We start from the raw sequence: 18,989 nt of genomic DNA on the forward strand, positions 1-18,989 counted from the left end.
CCACCGGGGCTTGCTCCTTCGTCGCGTACGCCCCGGCGGCTAACCGGCGACCCGGCCGCGACCGGCCACTTTGTGGCCGCTGCTCCCTATGGGTCGCAGGTGGGGGTTCGGAGTGCGGTCATGGCGGTTTCAGATCGCGGATTGCTATGCGGTATGGTTGGCGGGTTGTCTCGGCGAGGGTGAGTGCCCGTTTGGTGCGCACACCGTGATCGACGCGGCTCGGCTGAGTTTGTTTGGGCCGTCCTCGTTCGTTCTTTCGTCCGACGAGTAGACCTTGACCCCGGAGTTGGGTCACCCATGACCAGCCGTAGGAGCGCATTCAGTATGTCCGACGCCAATCTGATCGAAGCTGCCGTCCGCACCGAATTCGGTAAGGGTGCCGCCCGCCGTACCCGTCGCGACGGCAACGTGCCCGCCGTGCTGTACGGCCACCACGCCGAGCCGCAGCACCTGTCGCTGAACGCCAAGGCGTTCGCCGCGATCCTTCGTCTGCACGGCACCAACGCCATCCTGAACCTGCAGATCGACGGCCAGCCGCAGCTGGCGATGACCAAGTCGGTCGTCGTGCACCCGATCCGTCGCTACATCGAGCACGCCGACCTGCTGATCGTCAAGCGTGGCGAGCGCGTCACCACCGACGTCAACGTCGTCGTCACCGGCGAGGCCACCTCCGGCGCCCTGATCACCCAGGAACTCAACACCCTGTCGATCGAGGCCGACGCGATGAACCTGCCCGAGTCCATCGAGGTCTCGGTCGCCGGCATCGCGCCGGGCACCCAGATCCTGGCTGGCACCATCGCGCTGCCCGAGGGCGTCACCCTGGCCGGTGACCCGGAAGCGCTGATCGTCAACGTGATCGAAGCGCCGTCCGCCTCGCAGATGGACGACGAGGGTGAAGGCGCTGCCGCCGAGGCCGTGACCGCGGAGACCGCTCCCGAGTCCGAGTAAGACCGCGCACTACGATTCGGGCAATGACCGAATCTTCCGGGCCCGCGCTCGTAGTCGGACTGGGTAACCCCGGCCCCGAGTACGAGCGCACCCGCCACAATGTGGGCTTTCTGGTCGCCGATGTGCTCGCCGAGCGCGTCGGCGGCCGTTTTGCCGTGCACAAGAAGTCCGGTGCCGATCTGCTCCAGGCGCGATTGGACGGGCGTCAGATCCTCATCGCGAAGCCGCGCACCTATATGAATCTGTCCGGGCGGCCGGTGGCCGCGCTGGCGAAGTTCTTCTCGGTGCCGGTGGACCAGGTGATCGTGATCCACGACGAGCTGGATCTGCCGTTCGGGACGCTCAAGCTCAAGCAGGGCGGCGGCGAGGGTGGTCACAACGGGCTGCGGTCTATCTCGCAGGCGTTGACCACCAAGGAATATCTGCGGACCAGGATCGGGATCGGGCGCCCGCCCGGTCGACAGGATCCGGCCGACTACGTCCTCAAGCCCTTCGCCGCGCCGGAGCGCAAAGAGGTTCCGGTGATCGTGGAGCAGGCCGCCGACGCGGTGGAGCTGCTGCTGAAGGTCGGGCTGGAAGCAGCCCAGAACAACCTGCATTGAGACACTCGGCGCGCCAAGGCACTTGGCGCGCCGAGTTCGTTCTCAGCGCAGGTGCACTGCGGTGGCCGAGCGGCGGAGTTTGCCCGAGGAGGTCTTCGGGAGAGCTCCGGGGCCGAGCACGGCCACGGTGCGGGGGCGCGAGCCCACTTCGGCGAAGACCTCGTGGACGATCTCGCGCTCGATGCGCTTCACCTCGTCGGCCTCCTGGTAGTCGTTGGATTCGACCACCACCGCGAAGCTTTCGCGTTTCTCCCCCGCGTCGAGGCGCACCGCGACCGCGTTGCCGGGGCGCACGCCCGGTACGCGCAGTGCGGCTCGTTCGATGTCGGTGGGGTAGATGTTGCGCCCGCCCATGATGATGACGTCCTTCATGCGCCCACACACCACCATCAGGCCGTCTTCGGTGAAGTAGCCGATATCGCCGGTGTCGAGCCAGCCGTCGGCGTCCTTGGCGGGGCGGAAACCGTCGACGGTGACATAGCCCGATGTGACAGCGGGGCCGCGCAATTCGATGACGCCGACCGAGCGGACCGGCAGCGGCTGACGTTCGGCGTCGACGACGCGCCCCTCCAGATCGTCGACCAGGTGCCCCAGCGTGGGCAGCCTGCGCGGGGTGCCGTGGTGGCCGTCCTCGGCGATCGGTACCGCCTTGCCGACGACCTCGAGCAGGTCGGCATCGATCACGTCGAGCACCTGCCCGTTGCCGGGGTCGGGAATCGATACGGCCAGGGTGGTCTCGGCCATGCCGTACACCGGCGTGAGTGCCATCGGGCTGAGCCCGAACTGGTCGCCCGCCGCCGCGAGGGCGATCATGGTGTCGGGATCGACCGGTTCGGCGCCGTTCCACATGTAACGCACGCTGGACAGATCCAGGGAGCCCGGTTCGGCCTGACGCAGGCGCCGGGCCAGCAGGGAGTACGCGAAATTCGGCGCGGCGGTGACAGTTCCGCGATACTTGTCGATCAGCTCGGCCCACAGCAGTGGCCTGGCAAGGAAGTCCAGTGGTGTCACGCACACCACCTCGGCGCCGAATTGCATAGGTACGCTAAGGAATCCGACCATCCCCATGTCGTGGAACAGCGGCAGCCAGCTGATCATCACGTCGTCGTCGAGCTGGAATTTGACCCGGTTGAACATCGCGTACGCGTTGGTGTTGAAGTTGCCGTGGGTGATCCGGACGGCCTTGGGGGATCCGGTCGAACCGGACGTCAACTGCTGCAACGCGATATCGCCCTCGGTGGTCGGCACCGGATCGGTGTCGGCACCTCGGTGCAGGTCCTCGACCGGCACCACGATGATTCCGCGTTCCCGCAGCACCGGCTCGGCCGCCGCGAACGGCGCGCCGAGTACGACAGCCTTCGCGTCGATCATGTGCAGCACCGTTTCGGTGTCACGCACCCAGACCGCGAGGTCGGTGCGTGGCGTCGGTTGATGCAGCATGGTGATGGAAGCGCCACGCATCCAGATGGCCTGGCAGGCAGGCGCGATGTCGACAGGCAGGCCGGCCAGCACGCCGACGGCGTCGCCGTGCCCGATCCCGGCGTCCGCGAGACCACCCGCCATCCGCCGCGCCTGCCTATGAATGTCCCCCCAGGTCTGCCGCAGTGGTGCCTCCGGCTCTCCGGTGACCAGCCCCTTGGAGCTGGTCAACGCTGTGCCAAACATTTCGTCGGTGAACCTGCTCAACGTCGGTCTCCCTTTACGCCAACGATCGGTTACGGCCGTGCTCTGCACTCCCAACAAGAAATCCCGCCCCGCCCCACGCGTGTTAACCCGGGCTGACGCCCCAGCACCCCTGCTGTTGCGCCCTAGCCAGCGAAGGTGGCTGCGTAGCGGTCTACGTATGGTCTACCCGATAGCGTGGCAATTTCCCGCATCAGCACGTCGGTTGCCGCTCTGACCTGGGCGTGATGAACAGCTGTGGGATAGCGCCGCGCGGGGTGGACGGTGATGCGTACCTTGGTGAAACGCAACAGTTTCCGACCGCGAGGATTCATGCGATCGGTACCGTCCAGGACCACGGGCACCACCGGTGCCCCGGTGGCCATGGCAACGCGCAGCGCCCCGGTGCGACCACGATAGACCCTGCCATCCCGTGACCGTGTGCCCTCCGGGTGAATTGCCCAGGCGCCGCCGCCGTCGAGGATCGCGGTGGCCGCCGCGAGCGCGTCGGCGGCCGCGTCGCCGCCGGTGCGGTCCACCGGTACCTGGCCCGCGGCGGTGAAGAACCAGCGTTTGCATCGCCCACGCAACCCCGTGCCGGCGAAGTACTCCTGCTTCGCCAGGAACGTGAGCGGCCGCGGGATCACCAGGGCCAGGTAGAGCGAGTCGATGAAGGCCAGGTGATTGGCCGCGATGATCACCGGGCCGGTGCGTGGAATGTGCTCCAGCCCTTCGACGTGCGGGCGGCCGAGCAGGCGCAGTGCCGGGCCGATGAGGACGTATTTGCACAGCAGGTACCACATGGGCAGACCCTTCGTAGACAGTGTCTACGCAGACTAGTAGACACTGTCTACGCAGGCGACCGCGAAGGTCTGTGAACGGGTGTGCAGAATTGCCGGTATGCCTGAATCGTTGCGCGAGCGCCTGGTCGACGTCGGTGTCGATCTGCTCGAAACCGACGGCTTCGGCGCACTCGGGCTGCGTGCGATCGCGCGGGCCGCCGGCGTCTCCCACGGCGCGCCGCGGCGGTGGTTTCCCACGCACGCGGCGCTGCTCGCGGCGATCGCGGCGCGCGGATTCGGGGAGCTGATCGAGCGGTTCTCGATGCTCGCCACGATCGACGACCCGCGTGAACGGTTACGCCGAATGGCCGTTGACTATGTGGATTTCGCGGTGTCGCGGCCCGAGATGTTCACGCTGATGTTCCGCCACGATCTGCTGGCGGGCTCCGGCGAGAATCTGCGGGCGACGACGCGGCCGCTGTACGGGCAGGTGGTGGAGTTGGTCGCGGCGGTGGCGCCGGAGTCGGCGCCGCAGCGCGCGCTGGCCCTGTGGACCAATGTGCACGGTTTGGCGACGATCGCCGTCAACCGGACGCTGGAGATCGTTGCCCCCGACCAGGACCCGCGGGTGCTCGTGGACCGGATCGTCCGCGAGCACCTCGCGGGACTCAGCGGGTGAGGTCGGCCAGCGTCGCGACGAAGCGGTCCAGGTCGGCCGGGCTGACGAAATAGTGCGGGGAGGCCCGCAGCACGGCGGGCAGGGTGCGCTCGGACATGTCGAGCAGGGTGGAGCCCGCGTGACTGACGGTGACGGTGATCGCGTGCTCGGCGAGCCGATCGCGCAGCTGTTCGGGATCGTGGCCGTCGGCGGTGAACGAGACGATGCCGCTGTGCTCGGTGCCCAGATCGCGCACGGTCACGCCGGGCAGTTCCGGCAGGGTCTTGCGCAGGTACTCGGCGCGGGTGGCCACGGCCGCGTAGACCTCGTCGGAGCCCTGCTCGAGCAGGTAGTCGACGGCGGCGCCGAGACCGAGGCGGGCGGCGACACCGCACTCCCAGAATTCGAACCGGGCCGCGTCGTCGGCCAGACGATATTCGCCGGGGCTCACCCACGCGGCACTGTGCAGGTCGAGGCGGGCCGGTTCCATGGTCTGCGCCAATTCGGAACGGACATACAGGAACCCGGTGCCCCGGGGGCCGCGCAACCACTTTCGACCGGTCGTCGACATGGCGTCGACCCCGAGTTCGATGACGTCGATGGGCAGCTGGCCGGTCGACTGGCAGGCGTCGAGCAGTACCAGCGCACCGGCTTCGTGGGCGATTCGGGTGGCTTCGGCGACCGGGTTCACGAGGCCGCCGTTGGTCGGGGCGTGTTGCAGCGAAACCAGCCGCACGCGTTCGTCGAGCATGTCGGCGAGCGCGTCGGTGTCGAGGCGGCCGGTGTCGTCGCTGGGAATGCGCTCGACCACCGCACCGGTGTGCTTCGCGCGCTGGAGTGCGGCGATCGCGTTGCTGGCGTAGTCGGCGCCGGAGATCAGGATCCGGTCACCGGGCCGCAGTGGTACCGAATAGGCGAAATCGGCCCATGACCGGGACGCACTGTCGCTGAGGGCGATGGTGCCGGGCGTGGCGCCGATGAGCGTCGCGATCGAGGTCTTCACCGCGGCGAGATCGTCCAGACGCTCATTTGCCGCCCGATAGCCACCGATCTCCGCTTCGCGGTGTAAATGGGTGATCATCGTGTCGAGGACGATCTTCGGCGGCAGCGACGATCCGGCGCTGTCGAGGAAGACCTGACCGTTGGCAAGTCCTGCGGTGTCGGCTCTGATCGCGGCGAGGTCAAGCATGGTGACGACGATAGCGCCCCGAGTCGTTCCCCTTTTGGTCACTTTTTCTGTCGGTGGACCTCGCTACTCTGGAATGAGCGAAACGCAGGTTCCCCGGCAGCACGCAGCACGTGGAGGTTGGTATGGCGGTCACCCTGGAACGTTCGTCGTGGCCCGATTATGCCCCCGACCAGGGCGAAATGTCGTCGAGGGCGGCGGCGGAGGCCTATGTCGGCGGCGTCTGTTTCAAGCTCGGTCCACCTGCGCTGATCGGCGCCGAACTGGAGTGGCTCACCGCTGGTCCCACCGGTTCGCGGCCCTCGCTCGACCAGCTGGCAGCGGCCCTCGGGCCGCATGCACCGACCTCCCTCGCCCCCGCTTCCGCCGCGGTTCCCCTGCCCGGCGGGAGCCTGGTCACCGTCGAACCCGGTGGTCAGATAGAACTTTCCAGCGCACCGTTCGCTGATCCGGCCGCGCTGACGCAGCATCTACGCGCTGATGCGGCCCGTTTGCGGGACCTGCTCGCCGCCCAGGAGATCAGTATCTTCGCCGCCGCCGCCGATGCGGGCCGTCCCGCCGAGCGCCTGCTCCGCTTACCGCGCTACGCGGCGATGGAACGTCATTTCGACGGCGTCGGCCCCTTCGGCACCCTCATGATGTGCAACACCGCCGCCACGCAGGTCAGCGTGGACGCCGGCGCCGATCCCGCCGAGGTGCGGGCGCGCTGGACCGCCCTCTACGTCCTCGGCCCCACCCTCATCGCCGCCTTCGCCTGCTCACCGCGCCTGCACGGCGTACCGCGCGGCGACTGGGCGTCTCAGCGAATGCGCACCTGGTTGCGCCTCGACCCTGCCCGTTCCAGGCCCCCGGTGGCCGACTGGGCGGACCCGATCACCTCGTATGCCCACTGGGCTCTCGACGTGCCGCTGCTGTGTGTGCGCTGCACCGATGTCGATGCCGACTGGTCCCCGCCTCCCGGTGCCACCTTCGCCGATTGGCTGTCGGGCGCCCTCGACGACGAAGTGGGCCGCCGCCCGACCCGCGCCGATCTGGACTACCACCTGACCACCCTCTTTCCCCCGGTCCGAGCGTCCGGTCACCTCGAGGTCCGCTACCTCGACACCCAGCCCGGTGAAGCGTGGACCACCCCGATCCACCTGTTCGACGCGCTGCTGTCGACCCCCGCTGTCGTCGCCGAGGCGACAGCCCTCGCCGCGCCCACCGCGGGGGAGTGGTTGACGTCGGCGCGTTGTGGCCTGCTCGACCCACACTTGCGCCGCGCTGCGGTAGACCTGCTCGACCTGGCCGCCGCGCATGCGCGAACACCCTCCGCTGCCGCGGAATTGGCCGCCGCGGCCCGCCGATGTAGTGCGGGCCGCAGTCCACTCGCCGAGGTCGACTCGGCACGCAACGGCGCGGGCGGGTCGTGATGATCTCGTCGGCCGCGCGTGGTCGGCATGCCGCTGTCCTTCTGTCCGAAGTCGTTGTCGACCTGCCTGTTTCGGAGCTCTCGTGACCCTTTCCGCCCCCGCCGACCACAGTGACCGCGATCGGACGCGTGCCCGCATCGCCGAGGTCCTGTCGCGTGCTCGCCGCCGCACCGCTCTGCTCACCGAGAGCGTGGACGAAGCTGATCTCGTCGCGCAGCATTCGCCGCTGATGTCGCCGCTGGTCTGGGACCTGGCGCATATCGGGAACCAGGAAGAGCTGTGGCTGGTGCGCGATGTCGGAGGTCGCGACGCGGTGCGGGCCGATATCGACGAGCTCTACGACGCGTTCAAGCACGCCAGGTCGAACCGGCCCGCGTTGCCGCTGCTCAACCCCGAGCAGGCGCGCGGCTACGTCGGCTCGGTGCGCGAAAAGGTCCTCGACGTCCTCGATTCCAGTGATCTGGCCGGTAATCCGCTGGTGGACAACGGTTTCGCGTTCGGCATGATCGCTCAGCACGAACAGCAGCACGACGAGACCATGCTCGCCACCCATCAATTGCGAATCGGCGCGCCGGTCCTGTCGGCGCCGCCCGCTCCGGTCGCGCAGGTGTCGGCAGGTGGCGAAATCATCCTTCCCGCAGGCGAATTCCTGATGGGGACCTCGGCGGATCCGTGGGCGCTGGACAACGAACGCCCCGCCCATCCGGTGCACGTCGACGGCTTCGCGATCGATGTCGCGCCGGTGACCAACGGGCAGTTCCTCGCCTTCCTCGACGACGGGGGCTACGACCGGTCCGAGCTGTGGTCGGAGCGCGGCTGGGCGCACCGCGGGGAGGCAGGCTTGGTCGCTCCGCAGTTCTGGGAGCGCGACGGTGACGGGTGGACGCGCACGGCATTCGGCGTCCGCACCCCGCTGCGGCTCGATCAGCCGGTGGTGCATGTGTGCTGGTTCGAGGCCGAGGCCTTCGCGCGGTGGGCGGGCAAGCGCTTGCCGACCGAGGCCGAATGGGAGAAGGCGGCCCGCTTCGACCCGGAAACCGGTGCGTCGCGGCGCTATCCGTGGGGCGAGGACCAACCGGACGCGCACCTGGCCAACCTCGGCCAGCGACATTTGGAACCAGCCGAGATCGGCGCCTACCCGGCCGGTGCGTCGGCCACCGGCGTGCACCAGCTCATCGGCGACGTCTGGGAATGGTGCTCCTCGGGTTTCGAGGCCTACCCCGGGTTCCGTGCGTTCCCCTACCGCGAATACTCGGAGGTCTTCTTCGGCGGCGACTACCGCATCCTGCGCGGCGGATCCTTCGGCACCGACGAGGTCGCCTGCCGTGCCACCTTCCGCAACTGGGATCACCCGATCCGGCGGCAGATCTTCGCCGGGTTCCGGCTCGCCCGAGACCTGCGCGAGGACGAACTCTGATGTGTAGGCACCTCGGTTACGTCGGCCCACCGGTGGGGATCGGCGAGCTGATTCTGCGCGGCCCCCACTCGCTCTACAGCCAGTCCTGGGCGCCGGTCGACATGCGCGCGGGCGGCACCATCAACGCCGACGGCTTCGGCGTGGCCTGGTGGCGCCGCGCCGATGTGGGAACGGAGGGTGCCCGCGACGCGGTGACCCGCTACCGCAACCACGCCCCGATCTGGACCGACCCCGCCGTCGCCGAAGTGCTCGGGCAGCTCGAATCCCGGTCGGTCGTCGCCGCCGTCCGCTCGGCCACCGTCGGCATGCCGGTGGAGCGTTGCGCCTGCGCGCCCTTCACCGACGAACACTGGGCCTTCAGCCACAACGGCGTCGTGCCGGACTGGCGAACCACGCTCGTCGCCGTCGTCGCCGATCTGCGTGAAATCTGCACCACCGCAACGCTGTTCGATTCACCCGCGGTGCTGCTGCAGGCGGAGGCGCTCACCGATTCCGCCGCACTGTGGGTGCTGCTGCGCGGCCTGCTCGGGGAGATCGACCCCGCCGGTCCCGTCACTTCCCCGGCCGACGCCCTACAGCTGCTGGTCGCGACCGTTCTCCGGTATCAGCCGAGCGCTCGCCTGAACCTGTTGCTCGGCAACGGTATCCAGCTGTGGGCCACCACCTGCTGGCATGCGCTGTCGGTGCTCGTCACCGACGACTTCGCCGTGCTCTCGTCCGAACCCTACGACGCGGACCCACGCTGGCAATCCGTCGTCGACCACCAACTGGTCACCGCCACACCCGGCCACTGCACCATCACCGCACTCGAACTCCCCGCTACCGAAAGGGTCCGTTCATGACCGCGCCGCTGCTGGACATCCACCTCACCGACGACGATCTCACCGCGGCCTTGCGCACCGACGCCCGCACCGGTCTCACCGCCGACCCGAAGTCGCTGCCGCCCAAGTGGTTCTACGACGCCCGCGGGAGCGAGCTCTTCGAGCGGATCACCGAACTGCCCGAGTACTACCCGACCCGCACCGAGCGAGCCCTGCTCGAGCGGGTCGTCGGCGAGATCGCCGCGGCCGCTCGCGCCGAGGTGCTGGTGGAGCTCGGCTCGGGCTCGGCCGCCAAGACCCGTCTGCTGCTGGATGCGCTCACCGCCGAAGGTTCGCTGAAAACCTATGTTCCGCAGGATGTCTCGGCCTCGGCACTACGCGGCGCGGCCGACGAGATCGCAGCCGAGTACCCGAACCTGTCCGTGCACGGCGTGGTCAGCGACTTCACCGACACCCTGCACAACCTGCCCCGCGGTGGCCGCCGCATGATCGCCTTCCTCGGCGGCACCATCGGCAACCTGGTCCCCGCCGAGCGCGCCGAATTCCTGGCGGGCATCAACGAGGTCCTCGAACCCGGCGAGCTGCTGCTGCTCGGCGCGGGCCTGGTCATCGACCCGGCGATCCTGGTCCCCGCCTACGACGACGCCGCGGGCGTCACCGCCGAATTCAACCGCAATGTCCTGCACGTCCTCAACCACCGTCTCGACGCCGATTTCGTCCCCGAGAAATTCGACCACGTCGCCCTCTGGGACGCCGAGAACGAGTGGATCGAAATGCGCCTGCGCGCCACCGAGGCGATGACGGCCACCGTCGCCGGTCTGAACCTCACCGTCGACTTCGCCGCGGGCGAAGAGATGCGCACCGAGATCTCCGCCAAGTTCCGCCCCGATTCCCTCGCCGCCGAACTGCACCGAGCCGGCTTCACCCCCACCCACACCTGGACCGACCCCGACAACCGCTTCATCTTGTCCCTGTCCGAACGCCGCTGAGTCCTGGCTCCGGGGCAGGCCGAGCGCGCCGGCGGTCAGGTCAGGAGGGCGGCAACCGAGCCGTCACGCGGCGGGGTGCGTCGGCGGTGATGTCATCGAGCGGGATGGGTGGTCAGAGGTCGAGTTCGTCGGCGAGGTATTCGCCGCTGGTGAGGTTCTCGTCGCCCTCCAGGTCCTTTTCGACGCCTTCCTCGCCGTTGACGGCGTCGTCGTCGAAGAGGGCGCCGTCGACATCGTCGTCGCCGACCACGCGCATCGCGCTTTCCTCGGCGGGGCGTTCGTCCTCTTCCATCGCCTCCCGGCGGGACCCGCGCTCGGTGTACTCCTCGGAGATTTCCTCGTTGATGCCGAGGAAGCCGTCGGCGTCGGCTTCGTGATTGCGGATCACATAGTCGGCGGGCGGGTCTTCCACATAGCGTTCGTATTCGACGATGTCGTCGGCTTGATCGTCGTCGCCCATGTCCATGTCCAACGGTTCACGGCTCATGGTCTCCAGTATCGGCCTCCGACGGCCGTCCGTCACGAACCACGCCCGGGCCGGGCGGTCGTCGGCTACGGGCGTCTGCCGCTGGTGTCCTCCGGGACGCCGTGGAGGACGGCGGCGAACCATTCGACGAGCGGCCGCAGGTCGTTCCAGGCGCGGCGGATCTCGGTAGCCGCGGCCGGGGTGGTGAGCCACTCCGGTGCGCCGAACTCGCGGTGCACGGTCAGGGACTTGTGGCGCAGCAGGTCGATGCGTGGATGGTCGATGGCGTAGCCCTTCGGCTTGGTTTTGAGCTTGTCGCCGCCGAGTGTGAAACCCGCTGCCGTCGTCGCGGCCAGGATCTTCTCCAGTTCCGCGCCGCGCACCTCGTCGTCGATCGTGGCCCGCAGGACAGCCAAGGCGGTGGGCGAGGGCCGGAAGCAGCCGCCCGCGACGAACAATCCCGCCGCCCCTATCTGCACGTACCAGCCGACGCCGGGCGACACACCCGCCACCGCGCCCTGGTGGGTTTTGTAGGGCAGTTTGTCGGCCGAGAATCGGACGTCACGGTAGGGCCGAAAGATCTTGGCCTGTCCGAATTCCGCCGCCAGTTCGGCGGCGAGCGCGACCATCGGTGCGCGCACGGCCTCGTCGTAGAGGTGTTTGTGCGCGTTCCAGAAGGCCTTCGAGTTGTCGGCCTCCAGGTCTTCGTAGAAGTCGAGTCCGGCGAGCGGGAATCCGGTGAAAGCGTCCATCGGTGCGGCGTTTCTCAGTTCTGTTCGGGGACGGGGGCGGCGTGGCGATCGAGCCGGCTACCCCTACCAGTATCGCTCGCCGAGGCTCACAGACCGCCGATCAGTGCCACGAACACGAGCACCAGAACCGCGGCCAGCGCCGCGATGGCCCCGTTGGCGATCGCCGCCCACTTGCCCATCGGCTCACCCTTGGCATGTCCGACCAGCCCGAGCGCGACTCCCGTCGGCGCGGTGACGAGCACCGGCAGCCCGCACAGCATCACCCCGCCGAGCACCGACGCCGCGACACAACAGAAGCTGATGATCGACCACACCGGCGTGCTGTCGCGGTAGCCGTACCCCGGCGGAGGCGGCGACGGGAACTGCCCCGGGTATTGCGGCGCTCCGTAAGGAGCCCGACCAGGCGGCGGATAGCCCGAAGCGGGATATATCGGCGCGGCATTGCCGACAGCGGGATACCCGGGCGCGGGAAACATCGGCCCCGGCGGTGGCGGCGGATACGGCGGCAACTCGACAGCCGGATTCGCGACCCCAGCCCAGGGCTGAGCGGCGGGCGGTGGGGGATACGACGTCGCGTCGTCAGGGGTTACCGGATCGGCGATCCCACCCCATGGTTCCCCGCCCACCGGATCAGCCACCTCCGGCGCGTCCTGCACCCGCGGCACACCCTGATCCTTACCGAGTTCGACCCGCCGCTCCGGCTCAGTCCCCATGCCGCCCCCTATAACGTCCCGAATTACAGGACCACCATGCACCAAAGACCAGCCGGTGCGCCATTGTCCGAGGACAAACGCACCGACTGGTCTCGAGAGAACATGGGTAACTCACCGGGCACGGGCTAACCCTCAACCTCTGAAGGCTTGCCGCGTCCCCGACCCACACCGCGCCCCAGTCTGGCCAAAAGTCGCGGGGAGGCGGTTAGGCGTTGCCGTTGAACAGGCCCGTGACCGAGCCGTTCTCGAAGACCTCGCGGATGGTGCGGGCCAGCAGCGGCGCGATCGACAGCACGGTCAGCGTCGGGAACTTCTTGTCCTCGCTGATCGGCAGCGTGTTGGTGATGACGACTTCCCTGGCACCACAGTTGGCGAGGCGCTCGGCGGCCGGATCGCTGAGCACACCGTGGGTGGCCGCGATGATGACGTCGCCCGCGCCGGCTTCCTTGAGGACCTTCACCGCACCGGCGATGGTGCCACCGGTGTCGATCATGTCGTCGATCAGCACACAGGTGCGGCCTTCGACGTCACCGACGACGCGGTTGGACTTCACCTGGTTGGGCACCAGCGGGTCGCGGGTCTTGTGGATGAACGCCAGCGGCGTGCCACCGAGCGCGTCTGCCCACTTCTCGGCGACCTTCACGCGGCCCGCGTCGGGGGAGACGACCGCGAGGTTGTCCGACGGGTAGTTGGTGCGGATGTAGTCCGACAGCTGCACCAGCGCGTGCATGTGATCGACGGGGCCGTCGAAGAAGCCCTGGATCTGGTCGGTGTGTAGGTCGACGCTGATGATGCGATCGGCGCCCGCGGTCTTGAGCAGGTCGGCGACCAGGCGGGCCGAGATAGGCTCGCGGCCGCGGTGCTTCTTGTCCTGGCGCGCGTACGGGTAGAACGGCAGCACCGCGGTGATCCGCTTGGCCGAACCGCGCTTGAGCGCGTCGATCATGATGAGCTGTTCCATCAGCCACTGGTTGAGCGGCGCGGGGAAGCTCTGCAGCACGAAGGCATCGGAACCGCGGACCGACTCCTCGAACCGGACGAAGATCTCACCGTTGGCGAAGTCACGCGCGGTCTGCGGGGTGATGTCGACGTCGAGTTCCTTGGCGACCTGCTCGGCCAGCTCAGGATGTGACCGGCCGGCGAAGAGCATCAAGTTCTTCTGGTTGTCGATCGAGAACGCGGTCACTGCTGGTTGCCATCCTTTTGCTCGATTGTCTTCGAAGACGTCTCGTCTGCCGCGATGGCTTCCGCCGCCGCGCGCGCCGCAGCGGTTCCTGGACGGTAGCGCTGCACCCAGTTTTCAAAAGTGCGCTGTGGCCCACCCGACACAGCAAGTGCACCCGGTGGAACGCTTCTGCGCAGTACAGTACCCGCACCCGTATAGGCGCCGTCACCCACGGTGACCGGCGCGATGAACATTGTGTCGCTACCTGTTCGCACGTGGGAACCAACCACGGTGTGGTGCTTGTTCACTCCGTCATAGTTCACAAAAACGCTGGAAGCGCCGATGTTGCTGTGCTCGCCGATCGTCGCGTCGCCGACGTAGGTGAGGTGGGGCACCTTCGAGTGCGCGCCGATCGAGGCGTTCTTGGTCTCGACGAACGCGCCGAGTTTGCCTTCCTCGCCCACGACGGTGCCGGGGCGCAGGTAGCTGAACGGGCCGATGGACGCGCCGTCGCCGATCTGAGCGTGCGTCCCGTGCGTTCGGATCACACTCGCGCCGACTCCGACGAGCACGTCGGTGAGCGTGGTGTCGGGCCCGATCTCGGCGTCCTCGCCGATCTCGGTGCTGCCGAAGAGCTGGGTACCGGGCCGCAGCACGGCGTCGCGCCCGATCCGCACACTCGCGTCGATCCAGGTGGTCGCCGGGTCGATGATGGTGACGCCCGCGCGCATGTGGCGTTCGAGAATGTAGCGATTGAGGGTGGCGCCCGCCTGGGACAGCTGCACCCGGTCGTTCACGCCGGTGACCTTGTTCGAGTCGACCAGTCGCGCGCCGTGCACGGGGCGACCGGCCTCGCGGGCCAGTCGAAGCACGTCGGTGAGGTAGAGCTCGTGCTGGGCGTTGGCGGTGGACAGCCGACCGATCATGGTGCGCAGTACCGACGCGTCGAACGCGTAGACGCCGGAGTTGACCTCTTTGATCTTGGCCTGTTCGGGGGTGGCGTCGGCGTGCTCGACGATCTCGGCGAGCTGGCCGTCGTCGTCGCGCACGATCCGGCCGTAACCGTTGGCGTCGTCGGGCACGAAGGTCAGCACCGTCACGGCGGGCCGTTCGGCGTAGCTGCGGTGCTCGTCGAGCAGCGCGGACAGCGTGTGCCCGTCGAGCAGCGGCACATCGGCCGAGGTGACGAGAAGGTCGCCGTCGAAGTCCGCGGGGATCGAACCCAGTGCGCACTGCACCGCGTGTCCGGTTCCGAGCTGCTGCTCCTGCACCGCGCACACGATCTCGCGGCCGAGTTCCTTACCCACGTCCGCGACGGCGGCTCCGACCTTGTCCCGGTCGTGCCCGACAACGGTGATCAGGTGGGTCGGATCGATCTCGACGGCGGCGTGCAGCGCGTGCGAGAGCATCGACCGTCCTGCTAACGGGTGCAGCACTTTCGGAGTCTTCGACCGCATTCGCGTTCCAGCACCTGCTGCGAGAACGACGACGGCGGTCTGCGGTGGCATGGATCTCCCTCGGCTGCCTGTCAGCGAGTGCTGTGGCGGGTTCGGTCGGTAGATGGTGCGGGCCGACGATACGTCACTGTGTGTCCGTGTGCTCCGCCGCCAGGACTCGAACCTGAACTATCTGAACCAAAATCAGAGGTGCTGCCATTACACTACGGCGGATCGCCACACCAGTGGGCTCTCGGAGCCCACCACTGTGCTACGGCACGCCAGTGATCCTCGCACACGATCCCGCCCTCGGGCGAATCTTGTGTACGCCTGTCGCGTCCGTGCTCGGATGCCGTTGTTAGCCTTCTGGAACGCACGTACTGATTTCTCGTGAGTCGAAACGCGGAGAGGCGGGGGCACGCATGTCGTCCAGTGAGCCGGGGCGGGCCACCAGGCCCAGGATGACGGGTACGCAGCGCAGGCAGCAGCTGATCGAGATCGGTCGCGCCTTGTTCGCGGAGCGGGGGTACGACGCGACATCGATCGAGGAGATCGCGCAGCGAGCGCAGGTGTCGAAGCCGGTGGTCTACGAGCATTTCGGTGGCAAGGAGGGCCTCTACGCGGTGGTCGTCGATCGCGAGATGTCGATGTTGCTGGAAATGGTCACCTCCTCGCTCACCCGCAATCGATCGCGGGTGCGATTAGAGCAGGTGGCGCTGGCCTTGCTCACCTACATCGAGGAGCGGACCGACGGTTTTCGGATCCTGGTCCGCGACCAGCCCGCCGCCAACTCCGACGGTCGCTACTCGAGCCTGCTCAACGAGGCCGTGAATCAGGTGGCCCATCTGCTCGCCGGTGATTTCGGCCGTCGCGATCTCGATACCAGCCTCGCCCCGCTCTATGCCCAGGCTCTGGTCGGCATGGTCTCGACCACCGCCACGTGGTGGCTCGACGAGCGCACCCCGCCCAAAGAGGTGGTCGCGGCGCACCTGGTCAACCTGTGTTGGAACGGTTTGAGTCATTTGGAAGCCGAACCGGGGCTCAGCTCCGAATGGAATACGGGGACTACGCCGACCAGCGGTGGGGTAACCGGACGTTAGCGCAAGCAACGTGGACCGAATCCATGATTCGGCTGCCACTTTGCCGCCTGGTGGTACGGTTCACCCATCCTTTTGGGTGCTGCCGGGCGGTATGTCGAGCAAATTTCGGGATGTCGGTCTACTTCAGGATGGCTGGATTATTGGATGACAGGCGGATCTGATGGCTAGGCAAGCACGCGCGGAGATCACCCGCGACTCCGTCCTTGCTGGCGCTGCCGATGTCTTTCTCCGTTTGGGCTACGCCAACGCGAGCCTCAGCGAAATCATCGCGCAGTCCAATGTGACCAAGGGCGCCTTGTACTTTCACTTCGGCTCCAAGGAGGAGCTGGCCAGGGCGGTGGTCGATCAGGGCAACGAGCGCCTGACCGGATCCTGTCAGGGTTTCTTCGATTCCCGGGTGCCCGCGCTGGAGGCGGCCGTCGGGATCACCTACGTGGTGGCCGATCTGTCGATGAACGATCCGATGGTGGGCGCGATGCTCAAGCTCACCCACCAGATCGGTGACTATCGCGGCGCGCAGGGCGACAACATCGCCAAGACCTGGGGCGAGACCTACCGGTTGCTGTCGGAGCGGGCCATCGCCCAGGGCGACCTGATCGCCGACCTCGATCCCGAGGTGGTCGGTGTGCTGCTCCAGGAACTGACCGCGGGCGTGCACATCGTCGCGGTCGGCACCGAGTCGATGGAGCAGATGGCGGCGCGGATGGAACGGGCCTGGTACTTCCTGCTGCCCTCGCTGGTGCCGCCGGAGAAGCTGTCGTACTTCCGGGAGTTCGCGGCGCGCAGGCTGCGCCGCTACGTCGTCTAGTTCACACGCTGCGGTCGGTGGCGAGCACTGTCCGCACGTCGGCCTCGGGTCCGGACGGGGTGATCCGGACTTCGTCGCGGCCGAAGGCGTGCAGGAGCAGCTCCGACGGCGTGCCGGTGAGCACCACTTCGGCGCCGTCGCCACGGTGCGCCGTGATCCGGGCTCCCTGCGGCGTCGCGAGGACAACCGGAACCGGCGACTTGCGGTAGGCCGCGCGTGCGACGGTGCGCAGTGCGGTCCACAGGCGGTCCTCGTCGCGCGCCGCCAATTGCCTTGGCTCCCAGCCCGGTTCGGACCTGCGCACGTCTTCGTGGTGGACGAACATCTCGCTGAGATTGGCCACCGCGTCGACCGGGCGCAACGGCGACCACCACGGCGGTCCGGTGCGGACCAGCTCGAGCAGTTCGGCGAACGGCCGCTGCGCGATCTGGGCCTGCTTGGCCTCCAGGTAGCCGGCCATCGGCCGGAAGACGATGCCCACCGACGCGTCGGGCCTGCGTTCGCGGACCACCAGGTGGGCCGCGAGGTCGTGCACCGTCCAGGTGCCGCACAGGGTCGGCGCGGCAGGGCCGGCCTCGGTCATCGTTTCCACGAGGGCGTGGCGTTCACGTCGAGCCAGACTCACGCCTCGACCCTACGCGTATCGCGACATCCAGGGCGCCGAGCCTGTCGACAAGCAGCCGCCTCCCGAGCGATCCCGGGCCTGTAGCGCGTCAGCCGCCGTTCATCCACCGTCGCTTGAGGTTCCAATGGTTGGCCCACCACGCCTGTTCCGCCGCGGGGTCAGAGCCTGCCGCCGGGGGTGGTGATTCTCCCGGGAACAGCCCTTGCGGACCTGGGGCGCCGACCTTTGCCGGGGTCGCAGCGGCACTCGGTGCGGCCGCTTCCGGTGTGTCCGCCGGTTCGGGGGAGTCTGTGGGACCGGCTTCGGGTGCCGGAACCCAGGTGGGCGGTTCTGGATCACGAGGCCCGGCGGTGGTGGGGGCCGTAGCAGCTGACGGCGGCGCTGGAGCGGGAGCCGGCGCTGAGTGGTTCGGCGCCGCGGCCGGAGCAGGTGTCACAGGTTGGGTTCGATCTTGCGGCGAGGCCGGAAGCGAGGCATCAGGGGTTGTCTCGACAGTGGCAGGCGCTGAGGGCGACGGTGGAGCGAGGCTGGTCGTGCCGGGGGAACCCGCGTTCATGGCAGGCGAGTTCTCCTCCAGTGCCTGCGACGCGGCGAATCCGGCGACGCCGAGAAAGGCCGCGAGGGCCGCCGCGGTCAGCAGTAGCCGCCGGTGGCGGCGAGGCGCCTGCGGTGGTTCGGCGAGTTGCCTGCGCACCTGGCCGGCGGCGATCAGCGCGGCTGCGCGCGCCGTGCCCTGCGCGAAGTCCGGGACGAGGACCACGCGCGCGGTGAGTTCGTAGCGCAGGGCGCCCGCGATCTCGGGATCGGCGGCCGACGAACCACAGAGGGCCACCGCGTCGGGGTGCGCCGGGATCGACGCCAGCACCGACCGCACGCGACCGATCGTCTCGGTCATCGCGTCGGTATCGAACGATTCCGCGAGACCGTCGGCCGAGGCGCCCTCGGCAATACCGGTGGTCCAGGCGTCCGAGGCCAGGATCTGCCGACGATCCGGTCCGACCACGACGGCGGTCGCGGCGTGATCGGCGAGGTCGAGCAGCACCACGGTCCCGAACTCATCGAGTTCCGGCATGTCACCGATCAGCGCGAACAGTGCCGATCGGGTCGAAACCAGCGATGATGTGTGCCACGGCCCGGCCGCGAGCTCCGAGACGATCCGTTGCCGGTCCTGCGCAGTGTGATACGCCACAGCGACATCCGCGATCACCGGGGCTGCCTCGGCGAGGGCGTCGAGTGCGTGGACGATCGAGCCCCCGTCTTCGACACGCTGCTCGACCGACTGAAGGACCTCGGATTTCTTCCCCGGTGCGTTGGACAGGAGCACCCCCCGGACGACAGTGCGTTCCGCTGATATTCCGACTGTGGTCGTCATAGATCACCCACTCGATAGACGTATAGCTTTCGGAGGTTCGTGGTGGGTGCGCTCGGTGATTGGTCGATGTTCCGA

19 protein-coding genes and 1 tRNA gene are annotated in these 18,989 nt (G+C 68.1%); 9 read left to right on the forward strand and 11 right to left on the reverse strand.

Features of this window, described 5'->3' with window-relative positions; all coding sequences use genetic code 11:
* The first annotated feature begins 324 nt into the window (after positions 1–324).
* On the forward strand, positions 325–948 hold the full coding sequence (locus ACWFRF_RS29170; RefSeq protein ID WP_452453345.1) for a 50S ribosomal protein L25/general stress protein Ctc: 624 nt from the start codon (positions 325–327) through the stop codon (positions 946–948).
* 23 nt (positions 949–971) lie between these two features.
* Positions 972–1,550: an aminoacyl-tRNA hydrolase gene (gene pth, locus ACWFRF_RS29175; protein ID WP_379318384.1), complete on the forward strand. Its 579-nt coding sequence runs from the start codon at positions 972–974 to the stop codon at positions 1,548–1,550.
* A gap of 42 nt (positions 1,551–1,592) precedes the next feature.
* On the opposite strand, the gene ACWFRF_RS29180 is transcribed toward pth, so the two are convergent.
* Positions 1,593–3,236, reverse strand: a complete 1,644-nt coding sequence (locus tag ACWFRF_RS29180; RefSeq protein ID WP_378993194.1) for a fatty acyl-AMP ligase — start codon at positions 3,234–3,236, stop codon at positions 1,593–1,595.
* A 122-nt stretch (positions 3,237–3,358) separates the two neighbouring features.
* Positions 3,359–4,015: a lysophospholipid acyltransferase family protein gene (locus tag ACWFRF_RS29185; protein WP_452453348.1), complete on the reverse strand. Its 657-nt coding sequence runs from the start codon at positions 4,013–4,015 to the stop codon at positions 3,359–3,361.
* Positions 4,016–4,112: 97 nt separating this feature from the next.
* Between ACWFRF_RS29185 and ACWFRF_RS29190 the strand changes: the two genes are divergently transcribed.
* Complete coding sequence (locus tag ACWFRF_RS29190; RefSeq protein WP_387445831.1) at positions 4,113–4,673, forward strand: TetR/AcrR family transcriptional regulator; 561 nt, start codon at positions 4,113–4,115, stop codon at positions 4,671–4,673.
* On the opposite strand, the gene ACWFRF_RS29195 is transcribed toward ACWFRF_RS29190, so the two are convergent.
* Positions 4,663–5,841: an aminotransferase class V-fold PLP-dependent enzyme gene (locus tag ACWFRF_RS29195; protein WP_387445832.1), complete on the reverse strand. Its 1,179-nt coding sequence runs from the start codon at positions 5,839–5,841 to the stop codon at positions 4,663–4,665. The two genes, ACWFRF_RS29190 and ACWFRF_RS29195, sit on opposite strands and share 11 nt — an antisense overlap.
* Before the next feature lie 122 nt (positions 5,842–5,963).
* Here ACWFRF_RS29195 and egtA point away from each other — a divergent pair, with 122 nt between their 5' ends.
* From egtA to egtD, 4 genes are all read left to right on the forward strand, one after another.
* The gene (gene egtA / locus ACWFRF_RS29200; protein ID WP_452453350.1) at positions 5,964–7,250 is read left to right on the forward strand and encodes an ergothioneine biosynthesis glutamate--cysteine ligase EgtA; all 1,287 of its coding nucleotides are present in this window, start codon (positions 5,964–5,966) and stop codon (positions 7,248–7,250) included.
* Between the two features lie 82 nt (positions 7,251–7,332).
* On the forward strand, positions 7,333–8,667 hold the full coding sequence (gene egtB / locus ACWFRF_RS29205; protein ID WP_452453352.1) for an ergothioneine biosynthesis protein EgtB: 1,335 nt from the start codon (positions 7,333–7,335) through the stop codon (positions 8,665–8,667).
* Complete coding sequence (gene egtC, locus ACWFRF_RS29210) at positions 8,667–9,509, forward strand: ergothioneine biosynthesis protein EgtC (protein ID WP_452453353.1); 843 nt, start codon at positions 8,667–8,669, stop codon at positions 9,507–9,509. Before egtB ends, egtC begins: the two co-directional genes overlap by 1 nt.
* Positions 9,506–10,477 (forward strand): L-histidine N(alpha)-methyltransferase, encoded by a 972-nt coding sequence (gene egtD, locus ACWFRF_RS29215; RefSeq protein WP_378993180.1) that lies wholly within the window; start codon positions 9,506–9,508, stop codon positions 10,475–10,477. The genes egtC and egtD overlap by 4 nt, the downstream gene beginning before the upstream one ends.
* 112 nt (positions 10,478–10,589) lie before the next feature.
* On the opposite strand, the gene ACWFRF_RS29220 is transcribed toward egtD, so the two are convergent.
* From ACWFRF_RS29220 to ACWFRF_RS29245, 6 genes are all read right to left on the reverse strand, one after another.
* Positions 10,590–10,964 (reverse strand): hypothetical protein, encoded by a 375-nt coding sequence (locus ACWFRF_RS29220; RefSeq protein WP_387445836.1) that lies wholly within the window; start codon positions 10,962–10,964, stop codon positions 10,590–10,592.
* A 65-nt stretch (positions 10,965–11,029) separates the two neighbouring features.
* A complete protein-coding gene (locus ACWFRF_RS29225) occupies positions 11,030–11,695 on the reverse strand; it encodes a DUF2461 domain-containing protein (protein WP_378993175.1) in 666 nt (221 codons plus the stop codon).
* An 86-nt stretch (positions 11,696–11,781) separates the two neighbouring features.
* Entirely contained in the window at positions 11,782–12,408 is a 627-nt protein-coding gene (locus ACWFRF_RS29230) for a hypothetical protein (RefSeq protein ID WP_452453356.1), read from the reverse strand.
* A 205-nt stretch (positions 12,409–12,613) separates the two neighbouring features.
* Positions 12,614–13,594 (reverse strand): ribose-phosphate diphosphokinase, encoded by a 981-nt coding sequence (locus ACWFRF_RS29235; protein WP_056813833.1) that lies wholly within the window; start codon positions 13,592–13,594, stop codon positions 12,614–12,616.
* Positions 13,591–15,081, reverse strand: a complete 1,491-nt coding sequence (gene glmU, locus ACWFRF_RS29240) for a bifunctional UDP-N-acetylglucosamine diphosphorylase/glucosamine-1-phosphate N-acetyltransferase GlmU (RefSeq protein WP_378993172.1) — start codon at positions 15,079–15,081, stop codon at positions 13,591–13,593. The genes ACWFRF_RS29235 and glmU overlap by 4 nt, the downstream gene beginning before the upstream one ends.
* Before the next feature lie 91 nt (positions 15,082–15,172).
* A tRNA-Gln gene (locus ACWFRF_RS29245) sits at positions 15,173–15,243 on the reverse strand.
* Between the two features lie 188 nt (positions 15,244–15,431).
* On the opposite strand from ACWFRF_RS29245, the gene ACWFRF_RS29250 reads away from it, so the two are divergent.
* The gene (locus ACWFRF_RS29250; protein WP_378993171.1) at positions 15,432–16,109 is read left to right on the forward strand and encodes a TetR/AcrR family transcriptional regulator; all 678 of its coding nucleotides are present in this window, start codon (positions 15,432–15,434) and stop codon (positions 16,107–16,109) included.
* Positions 16,110–16,269: 160 nt separating this feature from the next.
* On the forward strand, positions 16,270–16,917 hold the full coding sequence (locus tag ACWFRF_RS29255; RefSeq protein WP_358071707.1) for a TetR/AcrR family transcriptional regulator: 648 nt from the start codon (positions 16,270–16,272) through the stop codon (positions 16,915–16,917).
* A gap of 1 nt (position 16,918) precedes the next feature.
* On the opposite strand, the gene ACWFRF_RS29260 is transcribed toward ACWFRF_RS29255, so the two are convergent.
* Together ACWFRF_RS29260 and ACWFRF_RS29265 are read right to left on the reverse strand one after the other, a co-directional pair.
* A complete protein-coding gene (locus ACWFRF_RS29260) occupies positions 16,919–17,542 on the reverse strand; it encodes a TIGR03085 family metal-binding protein (RefSeq protein WP_452453359.1) in 624 nt (207 codons plus the stop codon).
* 88 nt (positions 17,543–17,630) lie between these two features.
* Positions 17,631–18,914: a hypothetical protein gene (locus ACWFRF_RS29265; RefSeq protein ID WP_452453360.1), complete on the reverse strand. Its 1,284-nt coding sequence runs from the start codon at positions 18,912–18,914 to the stop codon at positions 17,631–17,633.
* Between the last annotated feature and the right edge of the window lie 75 nt (positions 18,915–18,989).

Source organism: Nocardia sp. NPDC055165 (assembly GCF_053606985.1).

Bases quoted from the DNA above. Each gene is read 5' to 3' on its own strand.
- ACWFRF_RS29170 (WP_452453345.1), top strand. From the start codon at position 325: ATGTCCGACGCCAATCTGATCGAAGCTGCCGTCCGCACCGAATTCGGT.
- pth (WP_379318384.1), top strand. From the start codon at position 972: ATGACCGAATCTTCCGGGCCCGCGCTCGTAGTCGGACTGGGTAACCCC.
- ACWFRF_RS29185 (WP_452453348.1), bottom strand. From the start codon at position 4,015: ATGTGGTACCTGCTGTGCAAATACGTCCTCATCGGCCCGGCACTGCGC.
- ACWFRF_RS29190 (WP_387445831.1), top strand. From the start codon at position 4,113: ATGCCTGAATCGTTGCGCGAGCGCCTGGTCGACGTCGGTGTCGATCTG.
- ACWFRF_RS29195 (WP_387445832.1), bottom strand. From the start codon at position 5,841: ATGCTTGACCTCGCCGCGATCAGAGCCGACACCGCAGGACTTGCCAAC.
- egtA (WP_452453350.1), top strand. From the start codon at position 5,964: ATGGCGGTCACCCTGGAACGTTCGTCGTGGCCCGATTATGCCCCCGAC.
- egtC (WP_452453353.1), top strand. From the start codon at position 8,667: ATGTGTAGGCACCTCGGTTACGTCGGCCCACCGGTGGGGATCGGCGAG.
- egtD (WP_378993180.1), top strand. From the start codon at position 9,506: ATGACCGCGCCGCTGCTGGACATCCACCTCACCGACGACGATCTCACC.
- ACWFRF_RS29220 (WP_387445836.1), bottom strand. From the start codon at position 10,964: ATGAGCCGTGAACCGTTGGACATGGACATGGGCGACGACGATCAAGCC.
- ACWFRF_RS29225 (WP_378993175.1), bottom strand. From the start codon at position 11,695: ATGGACGCTTTCACCGGATTCCCGCTCGCCGGACTCGACTTCTACGAA.
- ACWFRF_RS29230 (WP_452453356.1), bottom strand. From the start codon at position 12,408: ATGGGGACTGAGCCGGAGCGGCGGGTCGAACTCGGTAAGGATCAGGGT.
- glmU (WP_378993172.1), bottom strand. From the start codon at position 15,081: ATGCCACCGCAGACCGCCGTCGTCGTTCTCGCAGCAGGTGCTGGAACG.
- ACWFRF_RS29250 (WP_378993171.1), top strand. From the start codon at position 15,432: ATGTCGTCCAGTGAGCCGGGGCGGGCCACCAGGCCCAGGATGACGGGT.
- ACWFRF_RS29255 (WP_358071707.1), top strand. From the start codon at position 16,270: ATGGCTAGGCAAGCACGCGCGGAGATCACCCGCGACTCCGTCCTTGCT.
- ACWFRF_RS29265 (WP_452453360.1), bottom strand. From the start codon at position 18,914: ATGACGACCACAGTCGGAATATCAGCGGAACGCACTGTCGTCCGGGGG.